20 protein-coding genes are annotated in these 24,316 nt (G+C 36.6%); 7 read left to right on the top strand and 13 right to left on the bottom strand.

Annotated elements, in window-relative coordinates; translation table 11 throughout:
- Positions 1-33: 33 nt before the first annotated feature.
- On the top strand, positions 34-1,239 hold the full coding sequence (locus tag A8L32_RS12330) for a hypothetical protein (RefSeq protein ID WP_075590660.1): 1,206 nt from the start codon (positions 34-36) through the stop codon (positions 1,237-1,239).
- Positions 1,240-1,321: 82 nt separating this feature from the next.
- On the opposite strand, the gene purL is transcribed toward A8L32_RS12330, so the two are convergent.
- Positions 1,322-5,011, bottom strand: coding sequence for a phosphoribosylformylglycinamidine synthase (gene purL, locus A8L32_RS12325; RefSeq protein ID WP_075590659.1), 3,690 nt, complete (start codon positions 5,009-5,011; stop codon positions 1,322-1,324).
- A gap of 734 nt (positions 5,012-5,745) precedes the next feature.
- Positions 5,746-7,758 carry a glycoside hydrolase family protein gene (locus tag A8L32_RS12320; protein WP_075590658.1) on the bottom strand — a complete coding sequence of 671 codons (2,013 nt, stop codon included), beginning with the start codon at positions 7,756-7,758 and terminating at the stop codon, positions 5,746-5,748.
- A gap of 313 nt (positions 7,759-8,071) precedes the next feature.
- Here A8L32_RS12320 and A8L32_RS12315 point away from each other — a divergent pair, with 313 nt between their 5' ends.
- Positions 8,072-9,436 carry an MATE family efflux transporter gene (locus A8L32_RS12315; RefSeq protein ID WP_198931770.1) on the top strand — a complete coding sequence of 455 codons (1,365 nt, stop codon included), beginning with the start codon at positions 8,072-8,074 and terminating at the stop codon, positions 9,434-9,436.
- Between the two features lie 265 nt (positions 9,437-9,701).
- On the opposite strand, the gene A8L32_RS12310 is transcribed toward A8L32_RS12315, so the two are convergent.
- On the bottom strand, positions 9,702-10,745 hold the full coding sequence (locus A8L32_RS12310) for a UDP-glucose--hexose-1-phosphate uridylyltransferase (RefSeq protein WP_075590656.1): 1,044 nt from the start codon (positions 10,743-10,745) through the stop codon (positions 9,702-9,704).
- 145 nt (positions 10,746-10,890) lie between these two features.
- Positions 10,891-11,895: a GntR family transcriptional regulator gene (locus A8L32_RS12305; RefSeq protein WP_075590655.1), complete on the bottom strand. Its 1,005-nt coding sequence runs from the start codon at positions 11,893-11,895 to the stop codon at positions 10,891-10,893.
- A 217-nt stretch (positions 11,896-12,112) separates the two neighbouring features.
- Between A8L32_RS12305 and A8L32_RS12300 the strand changes: the two genes are divergently transcribed.
- The gene (locus A8L32_RS12300; protein ID WP_075590654.1) at positions 12,113-12,916 is read left to right on the top strand and encodes a Cof-type HAD-IIB family hydrolase; all 804 of its coding nucleotides are present in this window, start codon (positions 12,113-12,115) and stop codon (positions 12,914-12,916) included.
- Positions 12,917-12,987: 71 nt separating this feature from the next.
- Here A8L32_RS12300 and A8L32_RS12295 read toward each other — a convergent pair whose 3' ends face one another.
- Positions 12,988-14,178, bottom strand: a complete 1,191-nt coding sequence (locus A8L32_RS12295; protein ID WP_075590653.1) for a pyridoxal phosphate-dependent aminotransferase — start codon at positions 14,176-14,178, stop codon at positions 12,988-12,990.
- 126 nt (positions 14,179-14,304) lie between these two features.
- On the opposite strand from A8L32_RS12295, the gene A8L32_RS12290 reads away from it, so the two are divergent.
- From A8L32_RS12290 to A8L32_RS12275, 4 genes are all read left to right on the top strand, one after another.
- Positions 14,305-14,832 carry a DUF7935 family protein gene (locus A8L32_RS12290; RefSeq protein WP_075590652.1) on the top strand — a complete coding sequence of 176 codons (528 nt, stop codon included), beginning with the start codon at positions 14,305-14,307 and terminating at the stop codon, positions 14,830-14,832.
- A 26-nt stretch (positions 14,833-14,858) separates the two neighbouring features.
- Positions 14,859-17,234, top strand: coding sequence for a GumC family protein (locus A8L32_RS12285; protein ID WP_083631305.1), 2,376 nt, complete (start codon positions 14,859-14,861; stop codon positions 17,232-17,234).
- Between the two features lie 12 nt (positions 17,235-17,246).
- Positions 17,247-18,260 (top strand): UDP-N-acetylmuramate dehydrogenase, encoded by a 1,014-nt coding sequence (gene murB, locus A8L32_RS12280; protein ID WP_075590650.1) that lies wholly within the window; start codon positions 17,247-17,249, stop codon positions 18,258-18,260.
- A gap of 99 nt (positions 18,261-18,359) precedes the next feature.
- A complete protein-coding gene (locus tag A8L32_RS12275; RefSeq protein WP_075590649.1) occupies positions 18,360-19,019 on the top strand; it encodes an aquaporin in 660 nt (219 codons plus the stop codon).
- On the opposite strand, the gene A8L32_RS12270 is transcribed toward A8L32_RS12275, so the two are convergent.
- The 8 genes from A8L32_RS12270 to A8L32_RS12240 all read right to left on the bottom strand — a co-directional run bounded on the left by A8L32_RS12270 (position 19,016) and on the right by A8L32_RS12240 (position 24,212).
- Positions 19,016-19,447 (bottom strand): acyl-CoA thioesterase, encoded by a 432-nt coding sequence (locus A8L32_RS12270; protein ID WP_075590648.1) that lies wholly within the window; start codon positions 19,445-19,447, stop codon positions 19,016-19,018. The two genes, A8L32_RS12275 and A8L32_RS12270, sit on opposite strands and share 4 nt — an antisense overlap.
- Positions 19,444-20,331: an ATP-binding protein gene (locus A8L32_RS12265; RefSeq protein ID WP_075590647.1), complete on the bottom strand. Its 888-nt coding sequence runs from the start codon at positions 20,329-20,331 to the stop codon at positions 19,444-19,446. The genes A8L32_RS12270 and A8L32_RS12265 overlap by 4 nt, the downstream gene beginning before the upstream one ends.
- Positions 20,309-21,202, bottom strand: coding sequence for a nucleotide-binding protein (locus A8L32_RS12260; RefSeq protein WP_075590646.1), 894 nt, complete (start codon positions 21,200-21,202; stop codon positions 20,309-20,311). The genes A8L32_RS12265 and A8L32_RS12260 overlap by 23 nt, the downstream gene beginning before the upstream one ends.
- A 33-nt stretch (positions 21,203-21,235) precedes the next feature.
- Positions 21,236-21,577 (bottom strand): NifB/NifX family molybdenum-iron cluster-binding protein, encoded by a 342-nt coding sequence (locus A8L32_RS12255; RefSeq protein WP_075590645.1) that lies wholly within the window; start codon positions 21,575-21,577, stop codon positions 21,236-21,238.
- Between the two features lie 119 nt (positions 21,578-21,696).
- A complete protein-coding gene (locus A8L32_RS23545) occupies positions 21,697-21,867 on the bottom strand; it encodes a hypothetical protein (RefSeq protein WP_158027237.1) in 171 nt (56 codons plus the stop codon).
- An 11-nt stretch (positions 21,868-21,878) separates the two neighbouring features.
- Entirely contained in the window at positions 21,879-22,196 is a 318-nt protein-coding gene (locus A8L32_RS12250) for a NifB/NifX family molybdenum-iron cluster-binding protein (RefSeq protein WP_075590644.1), read from the bottom strand.
- A gap of 50 nt (positions 22,197-22,246) precedes the next feature.
- Complete coding sequence (locus tag A8L32_RS12245; RefSeq protein WP_075590643.1) at positions 22,247-22,654, bottom strand: DUF134 domain-containing protein; 408 nt, start codon at positions 22,652-22,654, stop codon at positions 22,247-22,249.
- 187 nt (positions 22,655-22,841) lie between these two features.
- On the bottom strand, positions 22,842-24,212 hold the full coding sequence (locus A8L32_RS12240) for an MATE family efflux transporter (RefSeq protein WP_075590642.1): 1,371 nt from the start codon (positions 24,210-24,212) through the stop codon (positions 22,842-22,844).
- Positions 24,213-24,316: the final 104 nt, after the last annotated feature.

Genomic DNA, 24,316 nt, shown 5'->3' with positions numbered 1-24,316 from the left:
ACAAATAATCAATACTAAATGCTAAAACGCAAAATGAAGAAACTCTTATTATTAAACCTTGCAACCCTATTCATTAACCTTTCCTATTCACAAAGTAAAACGCAAGTTGGTTTCATCATACAATTAAATGGTGATACTATTCATGGAGAAATAGAAAATAGATCAAACATAAAAAATGCAGAACAGTGTAAGTTCTATAGTAAAAATGGAAGTTTCACATACAATGCTAATGAAATAAAGGAATACAATATTTCTAATCAGAAATATTACATAAGCAAAAGTGTTAAACTCCCTACCGAAACACAAAAAGAAACCTATTTTCTAGAGTTTCTTGTAAAAGGAACAGCAAACCTGTACTATTTAAAAAGAATGCATGATGAATATTTCTTTATTGAAAAAGACAGCACTTTTACGATTCTAAACAATAATGAATCCATTGTGAATGAGGATGATGGTTCAACTTATGCTAAAGAAAGTAAACAATATATAGGAGCTATGATTTATGCATTTCAGGATGCACCCCAACTAAGAAACAAAATTAAGAACAGCGAATTTTATTACAAACCACTCATTAAAATAGTAAAGGAATATAACACATCTGTTTGTGGCATAGATGATAATTGCATTGAGTATAAAAAAGATGTAGAAGATAAGGTATACCTGGAAGTTCTTGCGGGATATAACAGTCAGAAACTTACGCTTAACTCATCAAGTCAGTCAATAAATTCAAACAATCTTACCTTTGGAGCCAATTTTGCCTTTACACCTTTAAAATCCCATTATGTATGGAATTTTATAAGCGGAATTGAGTTCTCAAACTTTAACAGCTCTCAAAATATTACAGACTATACTGCTATACCTAACGATTTTGTATCTGTTGAAGCTTCTTTCTTTAGAATTAACATTCCTATTAAAGTTAGATATACACTGCCATTAAATAGATTCAGGTCATTTATAAGTGCAGGTATTAACAATAGTTTCATTGCTTCAAACAAATCAACAATGATTATACAAAGAACTCAGTATACTAAATACAACAAGGATACAAAACTATCAACATACCAACTTTTTTACTCACTTGAGGCCGGATTAAAAATTCCTAATCAAAAAAATAACTACTGGATTACACGCTTGAATTATGACATAAAAAACTCGAATTCATTTCCTGCAAAATCAATTTTGGATGATAGTTCGGAAAATAGAATAATGTTTACTCTTGGATATGCATTTATTTTGTAAACCAAACATAAGCCTCTAAAAAATACAAAAGCCAGATTCTTTTCAGAATCTGGCTTTCTTGTTTATATACTATATACTATTTCTACTTCTTTGCTTCTACCCACTTTCGAGCATTTACAAAAGCTTCAATCCAAGGGGTTACTTCGTCTTGTTTACGATTCTCAGGATAGTGCGCCCATTGCCATGGGAAAACTGCTCTTTCTAAGTGAGGCATCATTGCTAAATGACGACCATCTTCAGAGGCAATAGCTGCTGTACTGTAATCACTTCCGTTTGGATTTCCTGGGTATGCAGCGTAAGAATATTTACCTGCAATACTGTATTTATCCTCACCATAAGGCATGCTAAACTTACCCTCACCGTGTGCAATCCAAACTCCAAGTTTGTTACCTGCCAATGTTTTTAACATCACCGAGTTGTTTTCAGCAATATCCATATTCACAAAGTTAGATTCAAACTTATGCGACTCATTGTGCAACATAACTGGTTGCTCAGCATGATCTGGATAGACTAAACCTAACTCAACCATTAACTGACAACCATTACAAACTCCTAAACTCAAAGTATCTTCACGCTGATAGAAGGCATCTAATGCTGCTTTTGCTTTTTCGTTATATAAGAAAGCTCCAGCCCATCCTTTTGCAGAACCTAATACATCCGAGTTAGAGAATCCTCCTACAAATACAATAAAGTTCACATCCTCTAAAGTTTCTCTTCCTGCAATTAAGTCAGTCATGTGAACATCCTTCACATCAAAACCAGCTAAGTACATTGAGTAAGCCATCTCACGATCGCCATTCACACCTTTTTCACGAATGATGGCTGCTTTAACTCCACTCTTCTCAGAACGATTTAAAGCTAAACCGTAATCGGCTAATTTACCTTTAAAGTCCATATTAAAACCGAACTCCAGTGGCTGCTTTTTATAATTGTCGAAACGCTCCTTGGCTAATTTATCTCCACTTTGCTTTCTATCTAACAAGTATGAAGTTTTGTACCAAGCATCACGCATTTCGTTAATATCAAAACTTAAAGCTTGAGTATCTTTAGTTATACTTAAGGTTCTTTCCTCAACAGGAGAACCTATCACCTCATAACCCAACTCATTCTTCTCCAATAAAGCAGTTACCTTACCAGTATCTTTCACCTGAATTAATACACCAGGATTTTCAGCGAATAAAATTTTCACTAAATCATCCTCAGCTATAGCTGACAAATCGGCTTTAATTCCATAAGAATTGTTGGCAAAACACATTTCTAACATAGCAGTCACCATACCTCCAGCAGAAATATCATGTCCTGCAAGTATATCTCCGCTATTCACTAATGACTGAATAGTTTCAATACCTGTTTTAAAGTAAGCTGTATCTGCAACCGTAGGTGCTTCTGCTCCTAATTTATTTACAACCTGTGCAAAAGAACTACCGCCTAACTTATGACTATCGAAAGATAAATCGATATAAACAAGTGAAGTATCTGTATCTTTTACTAAAACTGGCTCTACAATTTTCTTAACATCATTTACCTCTACTCCTGCAGAAATAATAACAGTTCCTGGAGAAATGACTTGCTCTCCGTCTTTATATTTTTGCGTCATCGAAAGCGAATCCTTACCTGTTGGGATATTAATTCCCAAATCGCAAGCAAATTCACTCACTGCCTCAACAGCTGTATATAATCTGGCATCTTCACCTTTGTTTTTACAAGGCCACATCCAGTTTGCGCTTAGCGAGATACCTTTAACACCATGTGTAAATGGTGCCCAAACTAAGTTAGTTAAAGACTCGGCAATAGCAATTTTAGAACCCGCTGCAGGATCAATCATAGCGACGGCAGGAGCATGACCAACAGAAGTTGCCATACCTGATGTTCCTGTATAATCGATAGCCGTTGCCCCCAGGTTATTCAAAGGAATTTGAATTTCACCTGCACATTGCTGCTTAGCTACCTTACCCGTTACCGAGCGATCCACTTTATTGGTTAACCAATCCTTACTAGCCACAGCTTCTAACTGCAATACATCTTTAAGATAAGTCTCAATTTTAGATGCATCATAAGCCACAGCTTCATATGTTTCATCCACCGTAACATCATTCATGATGGTTTTTGGAGGATTACCAAACATATCGGCCAACTGCCAGTTGATTGGTGCATTTCCTTTATTGTCTTTAAAAATAAAACGCATATCGCCAGTTGTTTCTCCTACCACATACATTGGAGAACGCTCGCGATCGGCTACTTTTCTTAAACGATCAATATCTTTTTCCTTCATCACAAGTCCCATGCGCTCTTGCGACTCGTTACCTGCAATTTCTTTGGCAGATAAAGTTGGATCACCCACAGGAAGCTTATCTAAATGAATAGTACCACCTGTTTCTTCCACTAATTCAGAAAGACAGTTTAAGTGACCTCCAGCACCATGATCGTGAATTAACACGATTGGATTTTCTTCTCCCTCAGCCATGGCACGAATCGCATTCATGGCACGTTTTTGCATCTCAGGATTTGAACGCTGAACGGCATTTAACTCAATTCCACTATTAAATTCTCCTGTGGCTACTGAAGAAACAGCTCCACCACCCATTCCGATACGGTAATTGTCGCCTCCTAAAAGAACCACTTTATCACCCGCATCAGGTGTATCTTTAATGGCATCCGATTTTTTGGCAAAACCAATTCCTCCGGCCAACATAATTACTTTATCGAAAGCAAATTTCTTATGGTTCTCGAAGTGCTCAAATGTAAGTACCGAACCACAAATCATTGGCTGACCAAACTTGTTACCAAAATCACTGGCTCCGTTAGATGCCTTAATTAAAATTTGCTCTGGTGTTTGATACAACCAAGGACGTGCCTCATTCTCTTGCTCCCATGCTCTCCCTTCCTCAGAACGAGAATAAGAGGTCATGTAAACCGCTGTACCTGCTAATGGCAACGAAGCTTTACCTCCACCTAAACGGTCTCTGATTTCTCCTCCTGCTCCGGTAGCAGCACCATTAAAAGGCTCAACCGTAGTTGGGAAGTTATGCGTTTCCGCCTTAAGCGAAAGAACTGTATCTATTTCTTTAGTCTCAAAAAAGTCAGGTTTATCATGACTTACAGGAGCAAACTGCATGGCTTTAGGACCTTCAACAAAGGCCACATTATCTTTATATGCCGAAACTAAATAATTGTGATTTTCTTTTGAGGTACGTTTGATTAACTGGAACAAAGAGCTTTCCTTCTCTTCGCCATCAATAATAAAAGTACCGTTGAATATTTTATGACGACAGTGCTCTGAGTTCACCTGAGAAAATCCAAAGACCTCACTATCGCTTAGCTTACGACCTAGCTTAACAGCCAAACCATCTAAATAAGCTACCTCATCATCGCTTAAAGCAAGACCTTCGGCTTTGTTATACGCTGCTACATCATCAATCTCAACAATAGGATCTGGCTCTTTGTCGATGGTAAAAATATCCTGACCTAAACCTGTGTACAATACTTGCAACATAGGATCAAACTCAGCATTTTCATCAGCCACACCAAAGAATTCCTCAATACGAATAATACCGCTTAAGCCCATGTTTTGGGTAATTTCAACGGCATTGGTACTCCAAGGAGTAATCATCTCTTTACGAGGGCCAACAAAAAAGCCACCTAACTCTGTTTCATCAGTTTTGGTGGCACCACTAAATAGCCATTCAAGCTTTTTTACATCCTCGGCTGTAAACTCCTGATTACAACCCACTGCTAAAATCTGTTCCGATTTACCTTTAAAGAAAAGGACCATGAATTTTCCTGTTTTTGAGATTTTACTAATTCGCTGCAAAAGTACAATAAACCGAGCAAATTACGTAATTATGCCCCATAGTTTTTCACGAGTTATGAACACTATTATGCTAGCTATTAGTTATTAGGCTTTATTATGATTTTCAAAACCCTTAAAACCAAAGCTGTAAGAAATCTGAGTTAGAACAATCAAAGAACTAAGCAACTGTTATTTATAATTATTTAACAGAGAGGAAGAGTAGAAAAATGATAATTATTAAGGAGAACTAGCCACAAGTAGGGGCATTCATATTTTAATAAAGTTATATTGAACAACTACACCCTAAAACATTAAGATCAGCTGATCAAGCCAACCGTTTTTAAAAACAACTTATACCAATTGTAATATGAAATTGGACTTCAATAAAGTTAGACATTTTGGAGTTAGGGAAGGCGATAAAATTGAAGCATAGCCATAGCTACGGTGAAATTTTATAACGATGGATAAATCCTAAAGTATAAATCTATAAGGCTCATTTCATACTACAATTGGTATTACCATCTAAATAGAAAATACCTCACGCAATAACCTCCATTGGTTCACCATCCGCAAATCGTTCCATCTGAACCTTTGGAATAATCTTGTTTTTCTTTTTATTAAATACTATTGCATCAGATGATTAAGCTTCATTTGCATTGCATAAAACAGTAGCGACCTTTCGTGCACATACGTAAATTAAACTATTTACAATTTATCTACTCCATAAACGAAAAAGCATCTACTGAAACAGGCCCTTTATCTTTTCCCTTATAATGTTTACCTGTTAGTCGGATTTCCAACTTATGCAGTCCCACAGGAAGAACGCCCGTTTGATATATCACAGCATCGTGCAAATCTGCACCAAAATAACAATCCGCCTTTTCAATAAAACTATCATCAATATACACCTTAAAACTCCCCATCTGCCTACTAATATGTCCGTAACACCTGGCTTGAGTTCCATAAAAATAAAAAATAGCTGCAGCACCTTGTTGGGCGGAGACCTGTTCCGATCCCATATAAATATCCTTACCTGTCTTATTCTGCATCCAATCTCCTTTATACACCACCGTATAATGATTATCATCCACCTTATTCCAAAGCTCGACCTCCCTTTGAGCATCTACAATTACAGCTTCATAAACTGAATTTTCATCGAGAGATACAGAAAGCTCCACATCAAACTTTTCGTACGGCTCCAAAACAGGAATCTGCCACGATTTTATTTCTTCTCTTTGATGATTGGCGTATTTAAAAATCTTTAGTTCACTTATCGGCGATTTCTTTAAACCACAATTTTCTACTGAAGTATTCAATATTTGAACACCTTCTTCATCCTCAATTTTAATAGGCAAGCATACCAATGCAGCTGGATCATCCGTATAATTAGGCAGTAATGCATAACCATACAACAATCCACCAGTCTTATCCTTCCCCAAGAGTTTTACATCATAATCATTCCCCGAAATTTCGAGCTTTTCCGCATTAAATACGATGATCAAATCCTTGTTATCAATAGATGATCCCGTAGCTTTGGCTCCGCCACCATAGTTAACACTATTAGAAGAACCAAGTCGCAACGACGCCATATCAACCTGCGTAATAGGGTTAAAATCAGCCTCCGCTTTAATACGTATTCTTAACTCCGCTTTATCACTTTGCCCATCACTCTTAGGCTCTACCTCAACCAAACGCTCAATAGCCAATGGTAAAACAACTTGCTTCGAACTATGATTATCATTACCCAGCTCTTCACTTTTCTCTACGTCCATTACGGCCAAAGACAGGTGCGTAGCCCTTCCAAATTTATCTTGCACTACCTTTGGCCTTTCGAATTTACACCACTCATTGGTAGTTCCATCCGAATATCTAAAAACCGTTTTATCATAAGCAACACCTGGCTCTATTTTCCAATTCACACCATCCAAGGAGCGCATGTAAACCGATTTTTTATCCACCGCATGATTAAAAATAACATGATACTGATGACGACTTTTCCATATAATCGGATCTTCTGGATATCCAGTATATCTGTCGTAATTACCAACAGAAACTATTTTAAAAGGTCCTAAAATCCCATTATTCGAGATCATTACATCACCCCGTTTGGTAAAGAAAAGAAAACTACCATCCTTACGCTGAAGACCTGTTAAGTTGGTATATAAATGAGATAACCCCTTATAACCCCTTGTATCAATTTCAATTTCCCCAAGTAACTCCCATGCACCAGGCAACCTCTTTGAAGCATATATCTGACCGCCACTAATGTGTAGTATATAAGTACCATCATTAAGCTTTATTACTTCAGGATTATGCGCTTTATCCAATACTGTACCCTCCACTTTATAAGGCCCCGTTGGCTCTTTAGAAACCGCATGAGCCACCTCCGACTTAGGCCAACCCCAATGCCCTGTTTCTTCTTTCCACCGCGCTATAGCAATATGATATTTTCCATCATCACCCAATATTGGGTTACCTCCCCAATAACACCAAGTATTATCCTCTACCCCATTATTCAAATCTCTTGGTTTAACCTCATCCGTTCCCCAAATATTCTTATTTGTAAGTTTTTTATCAATAGGCATTGGGAGTATTATATCCTTAAATTGACCTCCATTAGCAATTTCTATATTCGGTTTATAAGGCACCTGTGCAATACAGATATTAGATAAACAACAAACTTCAACAAGGAAAATAACAGCCCCCAACAATAATTTCATAGTACTCATGATATGGAATATAATTATAGATTTTTCTTTTTCAGATTTAGACTACCAAAATAGAATAAAAGACCTACACCCATACTATCATTAGCAATAATGTTCCCAAATCTACCTATACTTATACTCAACATATGCATGATATTAAAATTCCCTCTTCATAAATAATCACAAAAACAACTCTCCTTATCATTACCTCTTTATCAACAAAACACCCCTCTCAAATGTCATTATTATCCAGATAAAAAATTATTATTTTCGCCTCCATATGCAAAAAGCAAAAGACTTAACTAAAGGACCGATTTTTAAACAGTTGCTTAATTTGGCGATTCCAATCATTGGAACGTCTTTAATGCAGATGGCCTATAACCTAACCGATATGATTTGGTTAGGCCGTTTAGGAAGCGAAGCTGTGGCATCGGTTGGTTCTGCTGGGTTTTACGTATGGCTTGGTATGTCCGTATTACTGATTACACGCGTTGGAGCCGAAGTAGGTGTTTCTCAATCTCTAGGCAAAAAAGATACGGAGCAAGCCGCTAAATATGCTCGCCACTCCTTATTTTGGGCTTTGATTCTATCGGCCTTATTATCCATGACAGCCTTTGTGTTTGCAGATGAACTAATGGGTGTTTTCAGACTTTCGAAAGGCTCAGTCGAAGATGGAGCTATTGGCTATTTACGGATAGTATCCATCGGTTTTATTTTCACTTTTATCAACCCTACCTTTCAAGGAATATACAATGGCTTAGGTAATAGCAAACTTCCGTTTTATTATCTATTGGTAGGACTAGGATTAAATATAATTTTAGATCCGTTACTTATTTTTGGAGTCAGCATTTTTCCTGCATTAGGAACTAGCGGAGCTGCTATTGCTACTGTAATAGCTCAAGGAATTGTATTTATCATCTTTATCATACGTTTTGTAATAAAAAAAGAGATCATACAACCTGAGTTCCGAAACTTTAAACTCAGTAAGAAAATCACAAAAAGTATATTTAAACTTGGCTCACCTGTAGCAATGGAAAGCACCCTTTTTGCTGTGTTTGCACTGATATTAGCCAGAATGATTACCAAATGGGGAGACATGCCCATAGCGGTACAAAGCGTAGGTGCGCAAATAGAAGCACTTTCGTGGATGACTTCCTCGGGATTTGCGACAGCACTTGGATCTTTCACAGGGCAAAATTTTGGCGCTAAAAATTGGGAGCGCATACGCAAAGGTTATTTCACCACGCTTGGCATTGGTGTATTTATGGGTACGCTCACCACCATAGCCTTCTTTGTTTTTGGCAGACAGATATTCTCTCTCTTTTTAAAAGAGCCTGAAGCCTTGCAGATGGGCATTACCTATTTAAAGATTCTGGCTGTTTCGCAAATATTTATGATTATCGAAATTATTACCAGGGGAGCATTCAACGGCATTGGTCGCACCATTCCACCTTCCATCATAGGCATAGTTTTTACTGGCGCAAGAGTTCCTGCAGGATATATTTTATCATCGGCAAAATTGCTAGGCATGCTGGGCATTTGGTGGGCCATTAGCCTATCGAGCGTAGTTAAAGGAATCGTTTCACTCAGCTGGTTCCTAACCGTTTTACGTAATAAATCGGGAAGACCAAGAAAGAATATCCTGCTGTGTTTAATTCCGAATAGAATGAGACAACAGATGACGGTGAACAAGAAATAGTAAGCAGTAGAAAAAAGTAGACAGTAGACAGTAGACAGTGCGCACTAAACAATAGGCATTGGCCTATAACCAATTCATTCAATAATTTGCTCCAACGGAGCAAAAGCAATAGCCCAGTCAGCAAGGCTGGATTTTATACCAATACTAATTTAAAATGGTATTAAATATAAAGAAAGCAAACCGCAGACAATTTACATCAGAAAATTAAGGCATAAAAAAAGAGGTTACCTACCACAGTAACCTCTCTTACTCTAAAACCAAAAAACTACCTGTGCTTATAATGAACCTTTGAAAGGTCACGAAGCCTTTTTGCGCTAGTTTCGGCAGTAATGTCACGCTGAGGTGTACCCAACATTTCATATCCTACCATAAACTTCTTCACTGTTGCTGAACGCAACAATGGCGGATAAAAACTCATATGCAAATGCCACTCAGGATGCTCTTCGCCATCGGTTGGAGCCTGATGAATACCAGCCGAATAAGGGAAAGATACCTCAAAAAGGTTATCATACATCACTGTTAATTCTTTGTAAGCAGCTGCAAATGCTTCTTTCTCCTCTTCCGTTAGCTCAGTTAAGTTAGTTACATGACGTTTACTAACAATCATTGCCTCAAATGGCCATACAGCCCAATAAGGAACTAAACCAACAAAATGTTCATTCTCAAATAAAACTCTTTCTTTTTTCTCTAACTCAGCAGCTACATAATCAGCCAATAAGCTTTTTCCTTTTTTATCGAAGTACTCCTTCATTTTCACCTGCTTTTTAGCTGGCTCATTAGGTACAGTACTGTTCGACCAAATTTGTCCGTGTGGGTGAGGATTACTACATCCCATCACACTTCCTTTATTTTCAAAAATCTGAACGTAATTTACGAAATCATTTTCACCAATTGATTTATATTCTGATGTCCATAAATCAACCACTTTTTTAATTTCCGACACTTCCATTTCTGGAACGGTTAAATCATGACGAGGAGAAAAACAGATTACTTTACAAATTCCGCTTTCACTCTTTGCTTGAAATAACTCTTCATCAACTCCACCTTCTGGTGTATCTTTTAAAAGTGCAGAAAAATCATTTACAAAAACAAAAGGTTCATTGTATTGAGGATTCATGTGCCCACCAATACGCTCGTTGCCTGGACATAAGTAACACTTAGGATCGTACTCAGGCCTAACTTCTTCTGAAGTTTTTTCTACCTGACCTTGCCAAGGACGTTTAGCCCTGTGCGGAGATACTAAAACCCACTCTCCTGTTAATACATTTAATCTTTTGTGAGGATGATCCTCCATGTTAAATTGCGCCATTCTATTCTTTTTTTAGTTGCAATATTTTATGCTTAAAACTAGAAATATCTTACTATAACATCCTACTATTTTAACTAGTAGGTACTGGTAGGCAAAATTACTATAAATTTTTATTCCTCAAAGCAAAAGAGAAATAGTTTTTGACCTATAGCGAGTTTCGTTTGGTAAACCTAGAAGTGTTTTTAACCTCTCCTACTTTTTTGTTTTCAACAAAGTCTGCCAATGTTTTCCCCATCAGTTTAAAGTCAGTAGAAATAGTAGTAATACCATTGGCTACAACTTCCTTTAATGCGGATTCATTAATTGAAATCACCCCCACATCTTCACCCAGCTTCCATCCTTTTTCCCAACTGCGTTTTACTAGGTTAATCAACATTCTATCTGTTGGCAGAATATAAACCTCTCCTTTTTTTATAGGTCTGTTTTTAATTTGGTCGTATACTTCGTAATTCAGCTTTTTATCTTTACAAAAACGCTCAAAACCAGTCATAAAACCTTCTGGCTCCTTACCTCCTGGATGAGCCAATATTACTTTTTCATATTTAGATAACAACTCATACCCTTCGCTTAAACCGTTATACATATCCTCGTCAAACGACTGATAAATTACTGGATAATCCTTCAGCTCATCCAATTTTCTATCTAAAATATACACCTTATCCTGTGGTAAAAGCTGAATTAAAGACGACAAGCCAGAAAGGTTGGCAGGCATAATAACATACGAAGAGTATTTACCTACTCGTTCTTTTATCAGTGTAGAGAATACGTTTAAATCGAAGTGATGAAAATAAATATCTACTTGCGTATCGTCCGATAGATTTTCGATAAAAGCATTATAAAGCTCCTCTTTAAAGGTGTTTAGCTCATCAAAAAGTAACAAAACTCTTTTTTCAATACCAATATTATCGCTCTCAACAAAATAACCTTTACCCGGGACAGCTCCTAAAATACCCCGAGCTTTTAACTCATTAAAAGCCAACATAACGGTATCGCGCGATAGGTTATACTCATTGGCTATTTCATTAATAGAGGGTACTTTATCTCCTTTTTTAATAATTCCGTCTGCAATTGAGTTTATAACAGACTGAATGATTTGGCGATATTTGGCCTGTGCATGTTCTGTTGTTATCTTTATGATTTTCTTTACCATGTATGTGTTTTTCCTACTGGTGCCTACCAGTATGCAAAAATAATTATTTTAATATTCTGCGCAAGAGAGATGATAGGTCAATACTGATATAAGCAACATTTTCATATCCCTTCCTCCAAGCAAGTGTTAATAATCTTTAATACACTAAAAACTAAGTACCTATTAATCTTTAACTATTGCTTTTTTTATATTTTTGTCGACTTAAAATAAATCAATTATGGCATATAAAATGTTGGTGTTGGATTTGGACGACACATTATTGACGGACGATTATAAGATTTCTGAAAGAAATAAAGCTCGCTTAATGGAAGCTCAGGAAAAGGGTATCTATGTAGTTCTAGCTTCAGGAAGACCAACGCAAGCCATGCAACAATATGCCGAAGAATTGAAGTTGGCTAAATATGGCTCGTATATTATTTCGTACAACGGCGCCATCATAACCGACATCAAAAACAACATGGTCATTTTTGAGCAAACATTAACTCAGGAAGAAATCCATGAACTTCACGATTACAGCAAGGATAATCAACTACATATTCTTACGTACAAAGATAACCAGATAGTAAGCGACACTGAATCTGAGTTTATTGATGTGGAAAAGAAATTAACTGGCCTGCCTATTAATAAAGTAAACTGCTTTAAATCAGAAATGAATCAATCAGCGGTAAAATGCATATTGCTAGATGACCCTATTCGTTTGAAGAACTTTGAGCCAAAACTTAAAGAGGCCAAACAACATTTGAGTGTGGCGATCTCTAAACCATACTTTTTAGAAGTAATGCCAAAGGGAATTGACAAGGCAGCTAGCATTCAACGATTAGCCAGCAAGCTAAACATCAAACAAGAAGAGGTGATTGCCGTCGGAAATGCAGGCAACGACCTAACCATGGTAGAATATGCAGGACTGGGTGTTTGGGTTGATAATGTAACTCCTGAATTACGTGATAGAGCAGATATTATTGTGTCCTCAAATAACGAGGATGGCGTTGCTGAGGTAGTTGAGAAGTATATTCTGAAATAGAGATTAGTAGAATAGTCATTGGTCAATAGTATATTTATTAAACTACTGACTAATGACCAATCAGCCAATGACTATTTCAACTTATCTAAGGCTGTTTTTATTCTATTCATCGCCTCCACCAATAATTCATCGGCTGTAGCATACGAAAAACGTAAACACTTAGGACTTCCAAAAGCTTCACCTGATACCGTAGCAACATGAACTGTTTCTAATAAATACATGGCCAAATCAGTGGCCGTATTAATCGTATATCCTTCTGCCGATTTACCAAAATAATTATCCACTTCCGGAAACAGATAAAAGGCGCCTTGCGGAACACTCACTTTCATACCTTTAATTTCCTGAGCCATCTTAACTACCAAATCGCGTCTTCTTAAAAATACTTCTTTCATTTTTAATGATGGTTCTTGTGTTTCAGTTAAAGCTGCTGCGGAAGCCACTTGAGCGATAGAACATGCGCCAGAAGTATATTGTCCTTGAAGTTTAATGCAAGCATCTGCAAGCCATTGTGGAGCGGCAATATAACCAATCCTCCATCCTGTCATCGCATATCCTTTAGATACTCCATTTACAATAACTACTCTATCTTTTAGTTCATCGAACTGCGCGATGCTTTCATGCTTTCCTTCGAAGGTGATTAACTCATAAATCTCATCGGAGATAATTACAACATCTGGATGTTTTACAAAAACATCTGCCAAAGCTTTCAATTCGTCTTTGGTATACAAATTACCCGTTGGGTTAGATGGAGAGCTGAATAAAAATACTTTGGTTTTGGGAGTAATGGCAGCTTCTAGCTGAGCAGGCGTAATTTTAAAATCCTGATCTAAACCAGCTTCAATAACCACACTATTGGCTTGCGCTAAATTAACAATCTCAATATAGCTAACCCAATAAGGCGCTGGTATTATCACCTCATCTCCAGGCCCCACCAAACTTAAAATAATATTAGCAATAGATTGCTTAGCTCCGTTCGAAACCACAATTTGTGATGGTTTAAAATCCAAGTCGTTATCGCGTTTAAACTTGGTACAAACAGCCTCTCTAATAATAGGCAATCCTGGTACAGGTGTATATTTTGAAAAGTTATCGTCAATTGCTTTTTTAGCAGCATCTTTTATATGGTCGGGCGTATTAAAATCGGGCTGACCAATGCTTAAGTTAATCACATCATGTCCTTGCGCCTGCAACTCTCTACTTTTTTGAGACATAGCTAAGGTCGCCGATTCATTTACGTTGGCTAATCTTTCTGAAATATTCATTATGCAAGTGTAATTAGTAATACAAAAGACATCTTTAAAACAGATATCCTATAAAAATGAACTATAATTACTATTTTCACGAAATAATAATTTATTCTTTTTGCAAAAGTAATATTTTTCACGGTTATGGAAGTTTTTCTTGAAGTGTTACAGTACACTATTCCCAGTTTAATTGTACTTGTATTCACGTTAATTATAGTTAGATGGTTTTTAAAGAGCGAAAATGACAGACGAAAACAAGAATTGCTATTGAGTCAGAATAGAGATTCGTTACCTTTAAGGATTGCTGCATACGAAAGATTAACCTTGTTTTTAGAAAGAATAAGTGCAGAATCTATTATTGTAAGAGAACAACCAAGTGCTCGAACAGTAAAGGATTTTCAAGCTATATTACTCAGTTCCATCAGAACCGAATATGAACACAATATGGCCATGCAAGTGCACCTGCCAACCTCTACCTGGCAATTGGTTAGAAATGCAAAAGAAGAAATGATCAGAACAGTCAATATTTCAGCTGGAATTGTAAAACCTACAGATCCTTCCATTGCTTTAGGCAAAACCATACTTGAGCAATACCCCAATGGCGCTGCATATCATGTAAAAAGAGCCTTGGATGCACTAAAGAATGATGTTCAATCGTTTTACAATATTTAATTTGATCACTGCCAAAGCAAATTTACGTGGACAGAAATAACAAATTCAATAATCATATACCTCATCCGCAAACCAAGTCGGATGGATTGCCTGATATTAGAAAGATTGTGATGTTGGTGCTCAAAAATTGGTACCTCTTTCTGATATCGTTTCCTCTTTTTATTGGGGCTATTTACCTGTATCACCGATACACACCTGTTGTATACAAGGGATCTGTTACGGTTATGATGAAAAGCGACAACCAACGAACTCCCTCTGGCGCTGGTATTATAGAAGGTTTTGGTCTTTCACCTGAAACTAAAAGTATCGAAAACCAAACCATAATTCTTCGCTCGAAAAAGGTGATTAAAAGGGTTATTGATAAGCTTGATTTTGGTATAGATATATATAGTGATGGTACTTTTAAGGATTCGGATATGTACCATAAAAGCCCGTTTAATATTACGATGGACTCTAGCCATGTACAACCGTTAAATACGGCCATACACCTGGAGCCAGTAGGAACACAACAGGTTAAAGTAAGTATTCAATCGGACAATGCACTATTACACACCTTTATAGATCAGAAGAACCATGGTGGCAGTGGGCAAATAGCTTTTGAAAAGACGATAAATTGGGGAGATAAAATAGAAACCTCGTTTGGTAAATTTACCATTAGCAGAAATAACAGACCTGCACCAACTGCTGAATTTTATTTCTTTTTTCGTTCACACGATTGGTTGACATCTACGTTTAGGGGGCGTGTTGCTGTGAATGCCTACAAAGAGGGAAGTTCTATTATTTATATTTCGACCACGGGAACTAACACGCAAAAAATCAACACCTTTCTTAAAGCTCTAAGTGATGTTTATATAGAACAAAGTTTAGAACGAAAAAACGAGATTGCAGAAAAAACACTGGCTTTTATAGATATTCAATTATGTCAGGTTTCGGATACACTAAAAGAAACGCAACGAAAACTCATGGAGTTTAGGCGCGAGAATATTTTCAGTGCGCCCACAGAAATATCGCAACGGTTGGCAGATAAATATTTCGAATACGAATCGGAACTCAATAAAATTCAGATTCGCAAAAACTATTACAGCCGATTAAGCAAGCACCTAATTGAAGACCCAGTAAGTGACGATTACCTGCTACCAGCATTTTCATTTGATGCAAACAGTTTAATATCTTCTTTTGTAACTGAATTGCTAACGCTCAACAACGAGCGAACCATCATGGCCTCAGAAACCAGTGCTAACAATCCACTTCTTAACGAACTGGACAAAAAAATTGCCATCAGTAAAGAAAATCTATTATTAGCTTTAAGTAAGCTGATTAAAAACATAGATATCGAAGAAGAAAAGCTTGAAGGACAAATGAATAGTGCAGCTGCGAAAATGAATTTCCTTCCAGAAACAGAAAGGGAGTATTTAGATATTGAAAGAGAGCATAAACTAAACGATGCCATCTATACCTTCTTGCTTCAAAAGCAATCGGAAACGCAGATTACTAAAGCATCCAACACTCCTGACAATGAAATTTTAGATAACGCGAGTATCACTGGGATTGTAGCTCCTAACAAAAAGAAAAACACGCGTCAATCTTTATTGCTAGCATTTATACTACCCATTGGAATTATAGTACTAAAAGAATATTTAAACACCAAAATTAGAGATAAGCAAGAACTATTATCGCTGGCTCCAAACGCTAGTATTTTAGGCTATATTCCAGAATATAAAGGCAACGATAACTTTGTAATTGAATCAGAACCCTTATCGAGTATCTCTGAATCTTTTAGAGCTTTAAGAACTAGACTTAAGTACTTAACACCACAAGGAGAAAAACTAACCATTACCGTTACCTCAACCAATACAGGTGAAGGAAAAACTTTTTGTGCTTTAAACTTAGCTTCTGCCTTTGCTATATCTGGCAAAAAGACTGCTTTAATTGGTTTTGACCTTCGTAAACCTCGATTAACAGAATTGTTTAACCATCATAACCATCTTGGTCTATCTAATTATTTAATTGGACAAGCCAATATTGATGAAATTACCTATAGCAGCGATTTAGAAAACTTAAGTATAATTCCTTCAGGAGCCATCCCTCCCAATCCTTCGGAGCTGATTTCAAATGAAAACACCATTAAACTTTTTAATGAAGCCAAGGAGCTATTCGACATTATTATTGTAGACTCACCACCTATAGGTGTAGTTGCAGATGCTCGTCTTTTAATGGAACATAGCAATTGCTACCTGTTTATTACTCGAATGAATAAAACAGTAAAAGACCATTTTAAACATACCATCCAAAACCTAACCGACGATAAGATAGGTCCAATCGGAATTGTATTAAATGGATTAACCAGTAATAATAGTAGTTACGGATACTACTCCGAAAAATACTATGCCGACTCTAAATAAGTCATAATAACTATGCTCATACAAGAACATTTTTCGTTAAGAAACCACAATACTTTTCATTTTGATATTTACACTGATTTTTTCTCTGCACCACAAAACGAAGAAGAAATTATTGAAGTACTAAGTGATGTCAGAATTACAGACCAAGCACTATTTATATTAGGAGGAGGAAGCAACGTTTTGTTTAAATCTGACTTTAAAGGGCTTGTTCTTAAACCAAACATTCAATCTATTAAAGTGATTGATGAAAATGAAAACAGTGTTTGGGTTGAAGCTGGGGCTGGAATTGATTGGGATCATTTTGTTGCTTGGACGGTGGAACAAGGCTATTACGGAATCGAAAACCTATCATTAATTCCAGGAAATGTAGGTGCTTCCCCAGTGCAAAATATAGGTGCTTATGGGGTTGAAGTAATGGATGTTATAACACAAGTAAATGGCATTTATCTTGATACCCTCGAACCCTTTAGTTTTAAAAATAAAGAATGTAAATTCTCTTATAGAAATAGTGTTTTTAAAAATTCTTTGAAGGACAAAACCATTATTACTTCTGTGCAATTTCTGCTACATAAACAGGGCGAACTCTCTACGGATTATATCGGAATAAAAGAAGAGCTTGAAAACCTAGGAGAGCTTAATCTGGCTAATTTAAGAAGAGCTATCATTAACATTCGTGAATCAAAATTACCCGATCCAGAGATTATCGGTAATGTGGGTAGCTTCTTTAAAAACCCCATAGTTGATAAATCTATAGCGGATAAGATCATAGCTAAATACCCAGAAGCTCCTCATTATAAGGTAAGCGAAAATGAACTTAAGATTCCTGCAGGTTGGATGATTGACCAGTGCGGATGGAAAGGCAAAACAATAGGTAACGCTGGAGTACATGAAAACCAGGCCTTGGTATTGGTGAATAAAACTGGCAAAGCGAAAGGCGAGGATATTCTTCAACTAGCTAAAAAAATTGAAGAATCAGTAAAAACAGAATTTGGCATTCAAATAGAAAAAGAAGTAAATGTCATTTAATTTTGAAACAAAAGGCAGCTAATATTCTTTTATGCTTGGTCGCAGATTAAATTAAAATTTAAAATGAGACCGCGGATATTACACTGACTTTACTTTATAATGAATAAATATATCTCTGAATTAATAGCTACCTACGCACTTATTTTCTTTGGATCAGGAGCCATTATTATAAATACAACCTCAGGAGGCTTACTTACTCACTTAGGAGTTGCTATTGCCTTTGGCGTAGTAGTTATGGCGCTTATATATGGTTTTGGTGAAACTTCTGGCTGCCATATTAACCCAGCTGTAACATTGGCTTTTTGGTATGCAGGCACATTTCCTGGCAAGCAAGTTCTACCCTATATCATTTTTCAAGCTATAGGTGCATTCCTAGCCAGCTTAACGCTTAAAATTCTATTTCCTGATCAGGAATTTTTGGGAGGAACTTTACCCGCAGGTACTGCCATGCAATCTTTTGTTATTGAAATAATACTTACTTTCTTTTTAATGCTTGTGGTTATTAATGTAGCTACAGGTTCTAAGGAAGTGGGAACATTGGCTGGAATAGCCATTGGTGGCATTGTATTACTTGAAGCCCTCGTCTTTGGTCCAATAACAGGTGCTTCTATGAACCCAATACGATCGCTTGCTCCTGCCATTGTTTCAGGTAAACTACAGCATATTTGGGTTTATCTTTCCGCTCCTATTATTGGTGCGCTGTTAGCCATCATGGTATACAAAATAATGGTTAAACCACAGCAAACCTCCATTGATTAAACTTCTGTTGAAATCATACTTTCTTGAAAAATTGGCTTTAACTTTTGCATTACAAAACCAGGAGCTAACATTGGCTTACGAGTCTTTAAATCTACAAATACTACTTCCGAATGAGAATGACTGACCAGCTGACCTTGCTCTTTTCTTATTTCAAATTCAAAAGAAAATCTAACCTTGGGCAACTCCTTAATTCTTGTGGTAATCGTCAATAATTCATCATATTGAGCAGGAGTTTTATACTTAATATCAAAAGAAATTACGGGTAGCATAATTCCATTTGCTTCCAATACCTTATCATTTAAACCATATGTTCTTAAAAGCTCTGTTCGCGCTTGATGGCAATAACTTATATGATTGGCATGATACACATACCCCATCTGATCCACCTCATCGTAACGAGGTCTTATTTGATATATTGATTCTATCATAGTTTCTTTTCTAACTGTTGCATATTAATGTAATCCCAAACCTCAATTAGCGCTCTACTTAATTCGGAATATGGTTTATATTCTAAAATAGTTTCTCCTTGTATCATTGCTTTTACCACATCCTTGCTAAATGGAATTTTGGCCAACAATGGAATACCTTGATTTACAAAATAGTTTTCCATAGATAAACATATACTTTCATTAATATCTGCTTTATTGATAGCGGCCACTATAGGTATTTCAAAAGACTGGGTTAATTCAACCAAACGCGAGGCATCCATTAAACCAGACTTTGATGGTTCCGTAACCAAAACAACTAGGTTTGTGCCTGTTAACGCAGAAATAGCAGAACACCCAATCCCAGGAGGTCCGTCGTTAATAATAAACTCAAGCTCATTATCTACAGCTATTCTTCTGGCCTCTTTCCGAAGAGTTGAAACCAGTTTTCCTGAATTTTCCTCCCCCGGCCCCATTGTTGCATGAACCATAGTTCCATAACGAGTATTGGAAATATACCAATGATTATTGGTGCTACGTTCTGCATCTATGGCTGCAACAGGGCAGACTTTCTCGCACAACCTACACCCTTCACATTTAAATGGTTGCACCTCTACAAAGCCATTTACATTTATTTTAATAGCATCAAAACGACAAGCATCGATACAAATATTACACTGTATACACTCTTTTTCGTTGACACTCGCCTGCCATGCTCCCGCAAATACAAATTCTTTTTGCACCACCGGCTTCATCAGTAAATGCAAATCTGCAGCATCCACATCATTATCGCATAAAACAATGTTTTGAGCTAATGAAGCCAAAGCAGCCGTAACTGTTGTTTTTCCTGTTCCTCCTTTACCGCTAAGTATGGTAATTTCTTTCATGCAACGTTACTTTAGAATGCAACTTTTCAGCAATATTATTTATACTTTGTTCTACATGAATAGGCCATTTATTGGATAGATCGCCAACCGCATAATAGGAAGCCATCGACTTTGAAAAAGGTATCTCACCCACTAAATCAACATTATTATCACGTATAAATTGATAAATATTATCACTGCCTAAGCCCGCCTTATTTATTATTACACCAAAATCTTTTTTTAAATCATCCATTAGGTTTACTGCCAGTTTTAAATCGTGTAAACCAAAGGGAGTAGGTTCAGTAACCAAGAGCACATAGTCTGCATCAATAGTAGATTCTACCACGGAACAACTAGTACCTGGGGGTGCATCATAAATATTGATTTCAGAATTCAATAGCACACTTTTTTTGAGTTGCTTTATCAACAAAGTTTGCATAGGAGAACCCACCTTAAGTTTCCCTTCTTGCACAAGCTCACCATTATGTCCTTTAAACTGTGCGATTTCTCCAATTTTATGAGGAGCTTCGCCAATAGCGTTATTGGAGCATGCCACCAAACAAGCTCCACAAGAGTGGCACAGAGAAGTATTTATTTCAGCAAATTGGGTACTTGGAATTAATGTAATGGCATTATACTCGCAATAATCAGCACATTTTCTACAAAAGTCGCAATTGTCTGTATTAATCGTAGGAATCATCTGCACCGCATCCTCTTGCCAAACCTTATCTATACCTTCAAAAAAAATAACATCATTGGGCTCCTCCACATCGCAATCCACCAATTGCACCGTATAATTATATTTATTGAGTAACAATTGATAGATGCCAACAGCAACAGTTGTTTTACCAGTTCCGCCTTTTCCACTTGCTATTGCAATATTATACGCCATTCATATTAGTTTCAGAACTATTATAATAAGTTATTAATGATCGCAATAGTTTGCCGTGTAGCTTAATGAGTCTTGCATAAAAGACTCCAGAAGATCCTCTGCTTTATTTTTTGGAGCACCCACATAAGCACTTATCTTATTATTATTAAATAAGCTAATGGCCTTTTGCCCCATTCCTCCAGCAATAATATCTGTCACATTTTTTTCTGCAAGCCATTTAGGCAATAAACCAGGCTCATGTGGAGGTGGCACCAACTTTTCGGTTTGTATAACAGCTCCATTTTTAATCGTTGCAACATGTAATAATTTACAATGACCAAAATGAGCATCTAATACTCCATTGTCATCAACTGGGATAGCTATTTTTTGATTCATCTTTTTTACTTTGTTAATTTATACACGTAGGAGATTCGTTTCCTTTAAAAACGAGGAAACAGCACCGAGTAACGGGATGGGTCAGTTAACTGCAACCTCATTTATATAGCAAACCAATACTAATCTTGTTGATTTCTTCTTCTGCGCCCCATGCCATTTTTAGCACCCATGCCACGCAAACCTCGGCCCTCCTCTGACATACATTGAGCTTTTCTTCCTTTTTTATTTCTGCCTCTTCCTTGGCAACCTGATAATTGTAACCCTTCCATTTGTTTATTAAAACCTCTCATTTTCTTTCGTTTTAATCTTTTAACTTATTAACGATATCATCAACGGTTAAACCCGCATTTTGCAGAACTACCATTTGAACATTGAACTTCTCCAACAGTTCTTTGGCTTTGGGCCCAAAATCTCCTGAAACAACTTTTTTTACGCCAAGCTCAATCAGTTGCTCCGCGACTTTAGTCCCTGCTCCAGAATCATCATCTTTATAAACATTCTCAATAAATTCAATGGTGTCATTCTCAGGATTTAGTAAACAGAAATAAGCTGCCCTACCAAACCTCATATCAAATAAAGTTTGTATATCTTTTCCTGATGATGTAATTACAGTTTTCATGTTTATAGTTTTATTTTACAATTTCATAAGTATCATCCGCTTAAATAGCACTACTCTGCCTGTAGAAGTTTAATTTTTGAGGATTTACAAATAGGGCAATCCTCACTAATTACACTTTCTGGCTTATTAAACTTAGCTTCACAACTCGTACACAGAAACCAATTATCTTGTAATTCAGCATTTCCAAACACCGACTTTATTTCCTTTGTTTCAACTAAGGCTACGGCAATTTTTCGTCGTGCACTTTCGTAGATACGGGCAAATGTAGGACGCGAAACACCCATTAGAACAGCGGCTTCGTTGTGATTCATTAAATCGTAATCAGCTAGTTTGATCGCTTCATATTCTTCGTACAGCAAATCAACAGAGCCATTTCCTTCTAATCGTGAACCATATGGCTTGTAACCCTGAAATCGTGGTGGTGCAACTACTTTTCTTAACCTCTTTTTTCGTGGCATGGATATAAAACATTCAATAATGAGAATATTCTCACTACAAACATATTGAGAATATTCTCATTAAGCAAATATTTTAACCAGAAAGAGACGATCTGAATTTAGTCTTTGGCTATCATAACATTCGTAAAATACTTATATGATGACACCTACAAACCAACGCAGTATGAAAAAAATATATAGAATGTTCTTATGATGAGGATAATGAAATAGCTTTATTTAGTTTTCGGAACTCAATTATGACAAATACAAAACACACCATGGCCGAAGTCGTATCCGATATTGGAGCAGATAACCAAACACCTGACAGGCCGAAGTATTTTGGCAAAATAACCAACAATGGAATAAGCATAATAACCTGACGAAGTAAGGACAGTATAGCTGAGATACCTGCTCGACCGATTGATTGGTAATAATTACCCAATACAATTTGAAAACCGATTAAGGGTAAGGCAAATAGAAAAATCCTTAAACCTTCAACTCCTATTCTTAATAATTCAGGATCTTCACTATTAAACATTTTAATAATAGGAACAGGAAATAACTGACTTACTGCAAAGCCAATAAGAGAGATAGCGGTGGCAGCCAACATTGAAACCTTCAGCGTTTCCCGTACTCTTTTAAAATTCTTAGCTCCATGATTAAAGCCAATAATGGGCTGATTGGCCATAGTAATGGCCATAATTGTCATTACCAACAACATAGCAATACTAATAATGACGCCCATGGCACCCACTGCCATATCATTTCCATACTTTATTAATTGAATATTATAAAGTCCAAAAACTATGCTCGAAGCTATCTGCATGCTAAACGGCGCAAAGCCAATGCTAATAATATACCAAACAATATCGCCCTTAAGCTTTAGGTTTTTAGTATGTAATTTTATAACGGAGCGATTACTTTTAAAATGTGCTATTACCCAAATAGTCAAGGCCACTTGCGACAAAACAGTTGCATAAGCAGCTCCTTTTACGCCCATTCCCCATACAATAATAAAAAGGTAATCGAGTATGATATTTAAACCTGCACTAATCAGCATGGATATCATGGCAATGTTTGCACTGCCCTCGGAGCGAATAAGGTTATTCAAGGCATAACCCAAGATATTAAAAATGGTTCCTGCTAAAATAATATGCAAATATTCCTGAGCATAGGCATAAGTTTCGTCATTTACTCCAAAAAATGTAAGTAGAGGGTCACTAATAAGAAAACCTATTAAAGTAATAATACCCGAAACAATGATCATTAGAACGAAGGCATTACCTAATACTTTTTCGGCTCGCTTAAAATCCTTTTTACCCAGATTAATTGAAATACGAACGCCAGCTCCCATGCCCACCATCATACCAAAAGCCATTACAATAATCATCACAGGAAAAACAGCACTTAAACCTGCTAGCGCCAATGAACCAACACCTTGCCCAATAAAAATTCTGTCAACTATATTATATAAGGAATTAATGATTACCCCAGCAAAGGCAGGTAAAAAATAGCGCCACAATAATTTTGGAATGGACTCAAACTCTAACTCTTTTACCTTTCCTGTGTTGTTATTCATTTTAAAGTTTATCGTAATATAAAGCAAGCTATCATTAGCTATACTTAAGCATAAAGCGCACTAAGGTAGTTCAAGTATTTTACTTTTAAGAAAGATAGGTTTTA

This window comes from Labilibacter marinus, from assembly GCF_001659685.2.
In the GTDB taxonomy this organism is placed as follows: Bacteria; Bacteroidota; Bacteroidia; order Bacteroidales; family Marinilabiliaceae; genus Saccharicrinis; species Saccharicrinis marinus.
The sequence above is the reverse complement of the archived record's forward strand: the minus strand, read 5'-3'. Positions and strand labels throughout refer to the sequence as shown.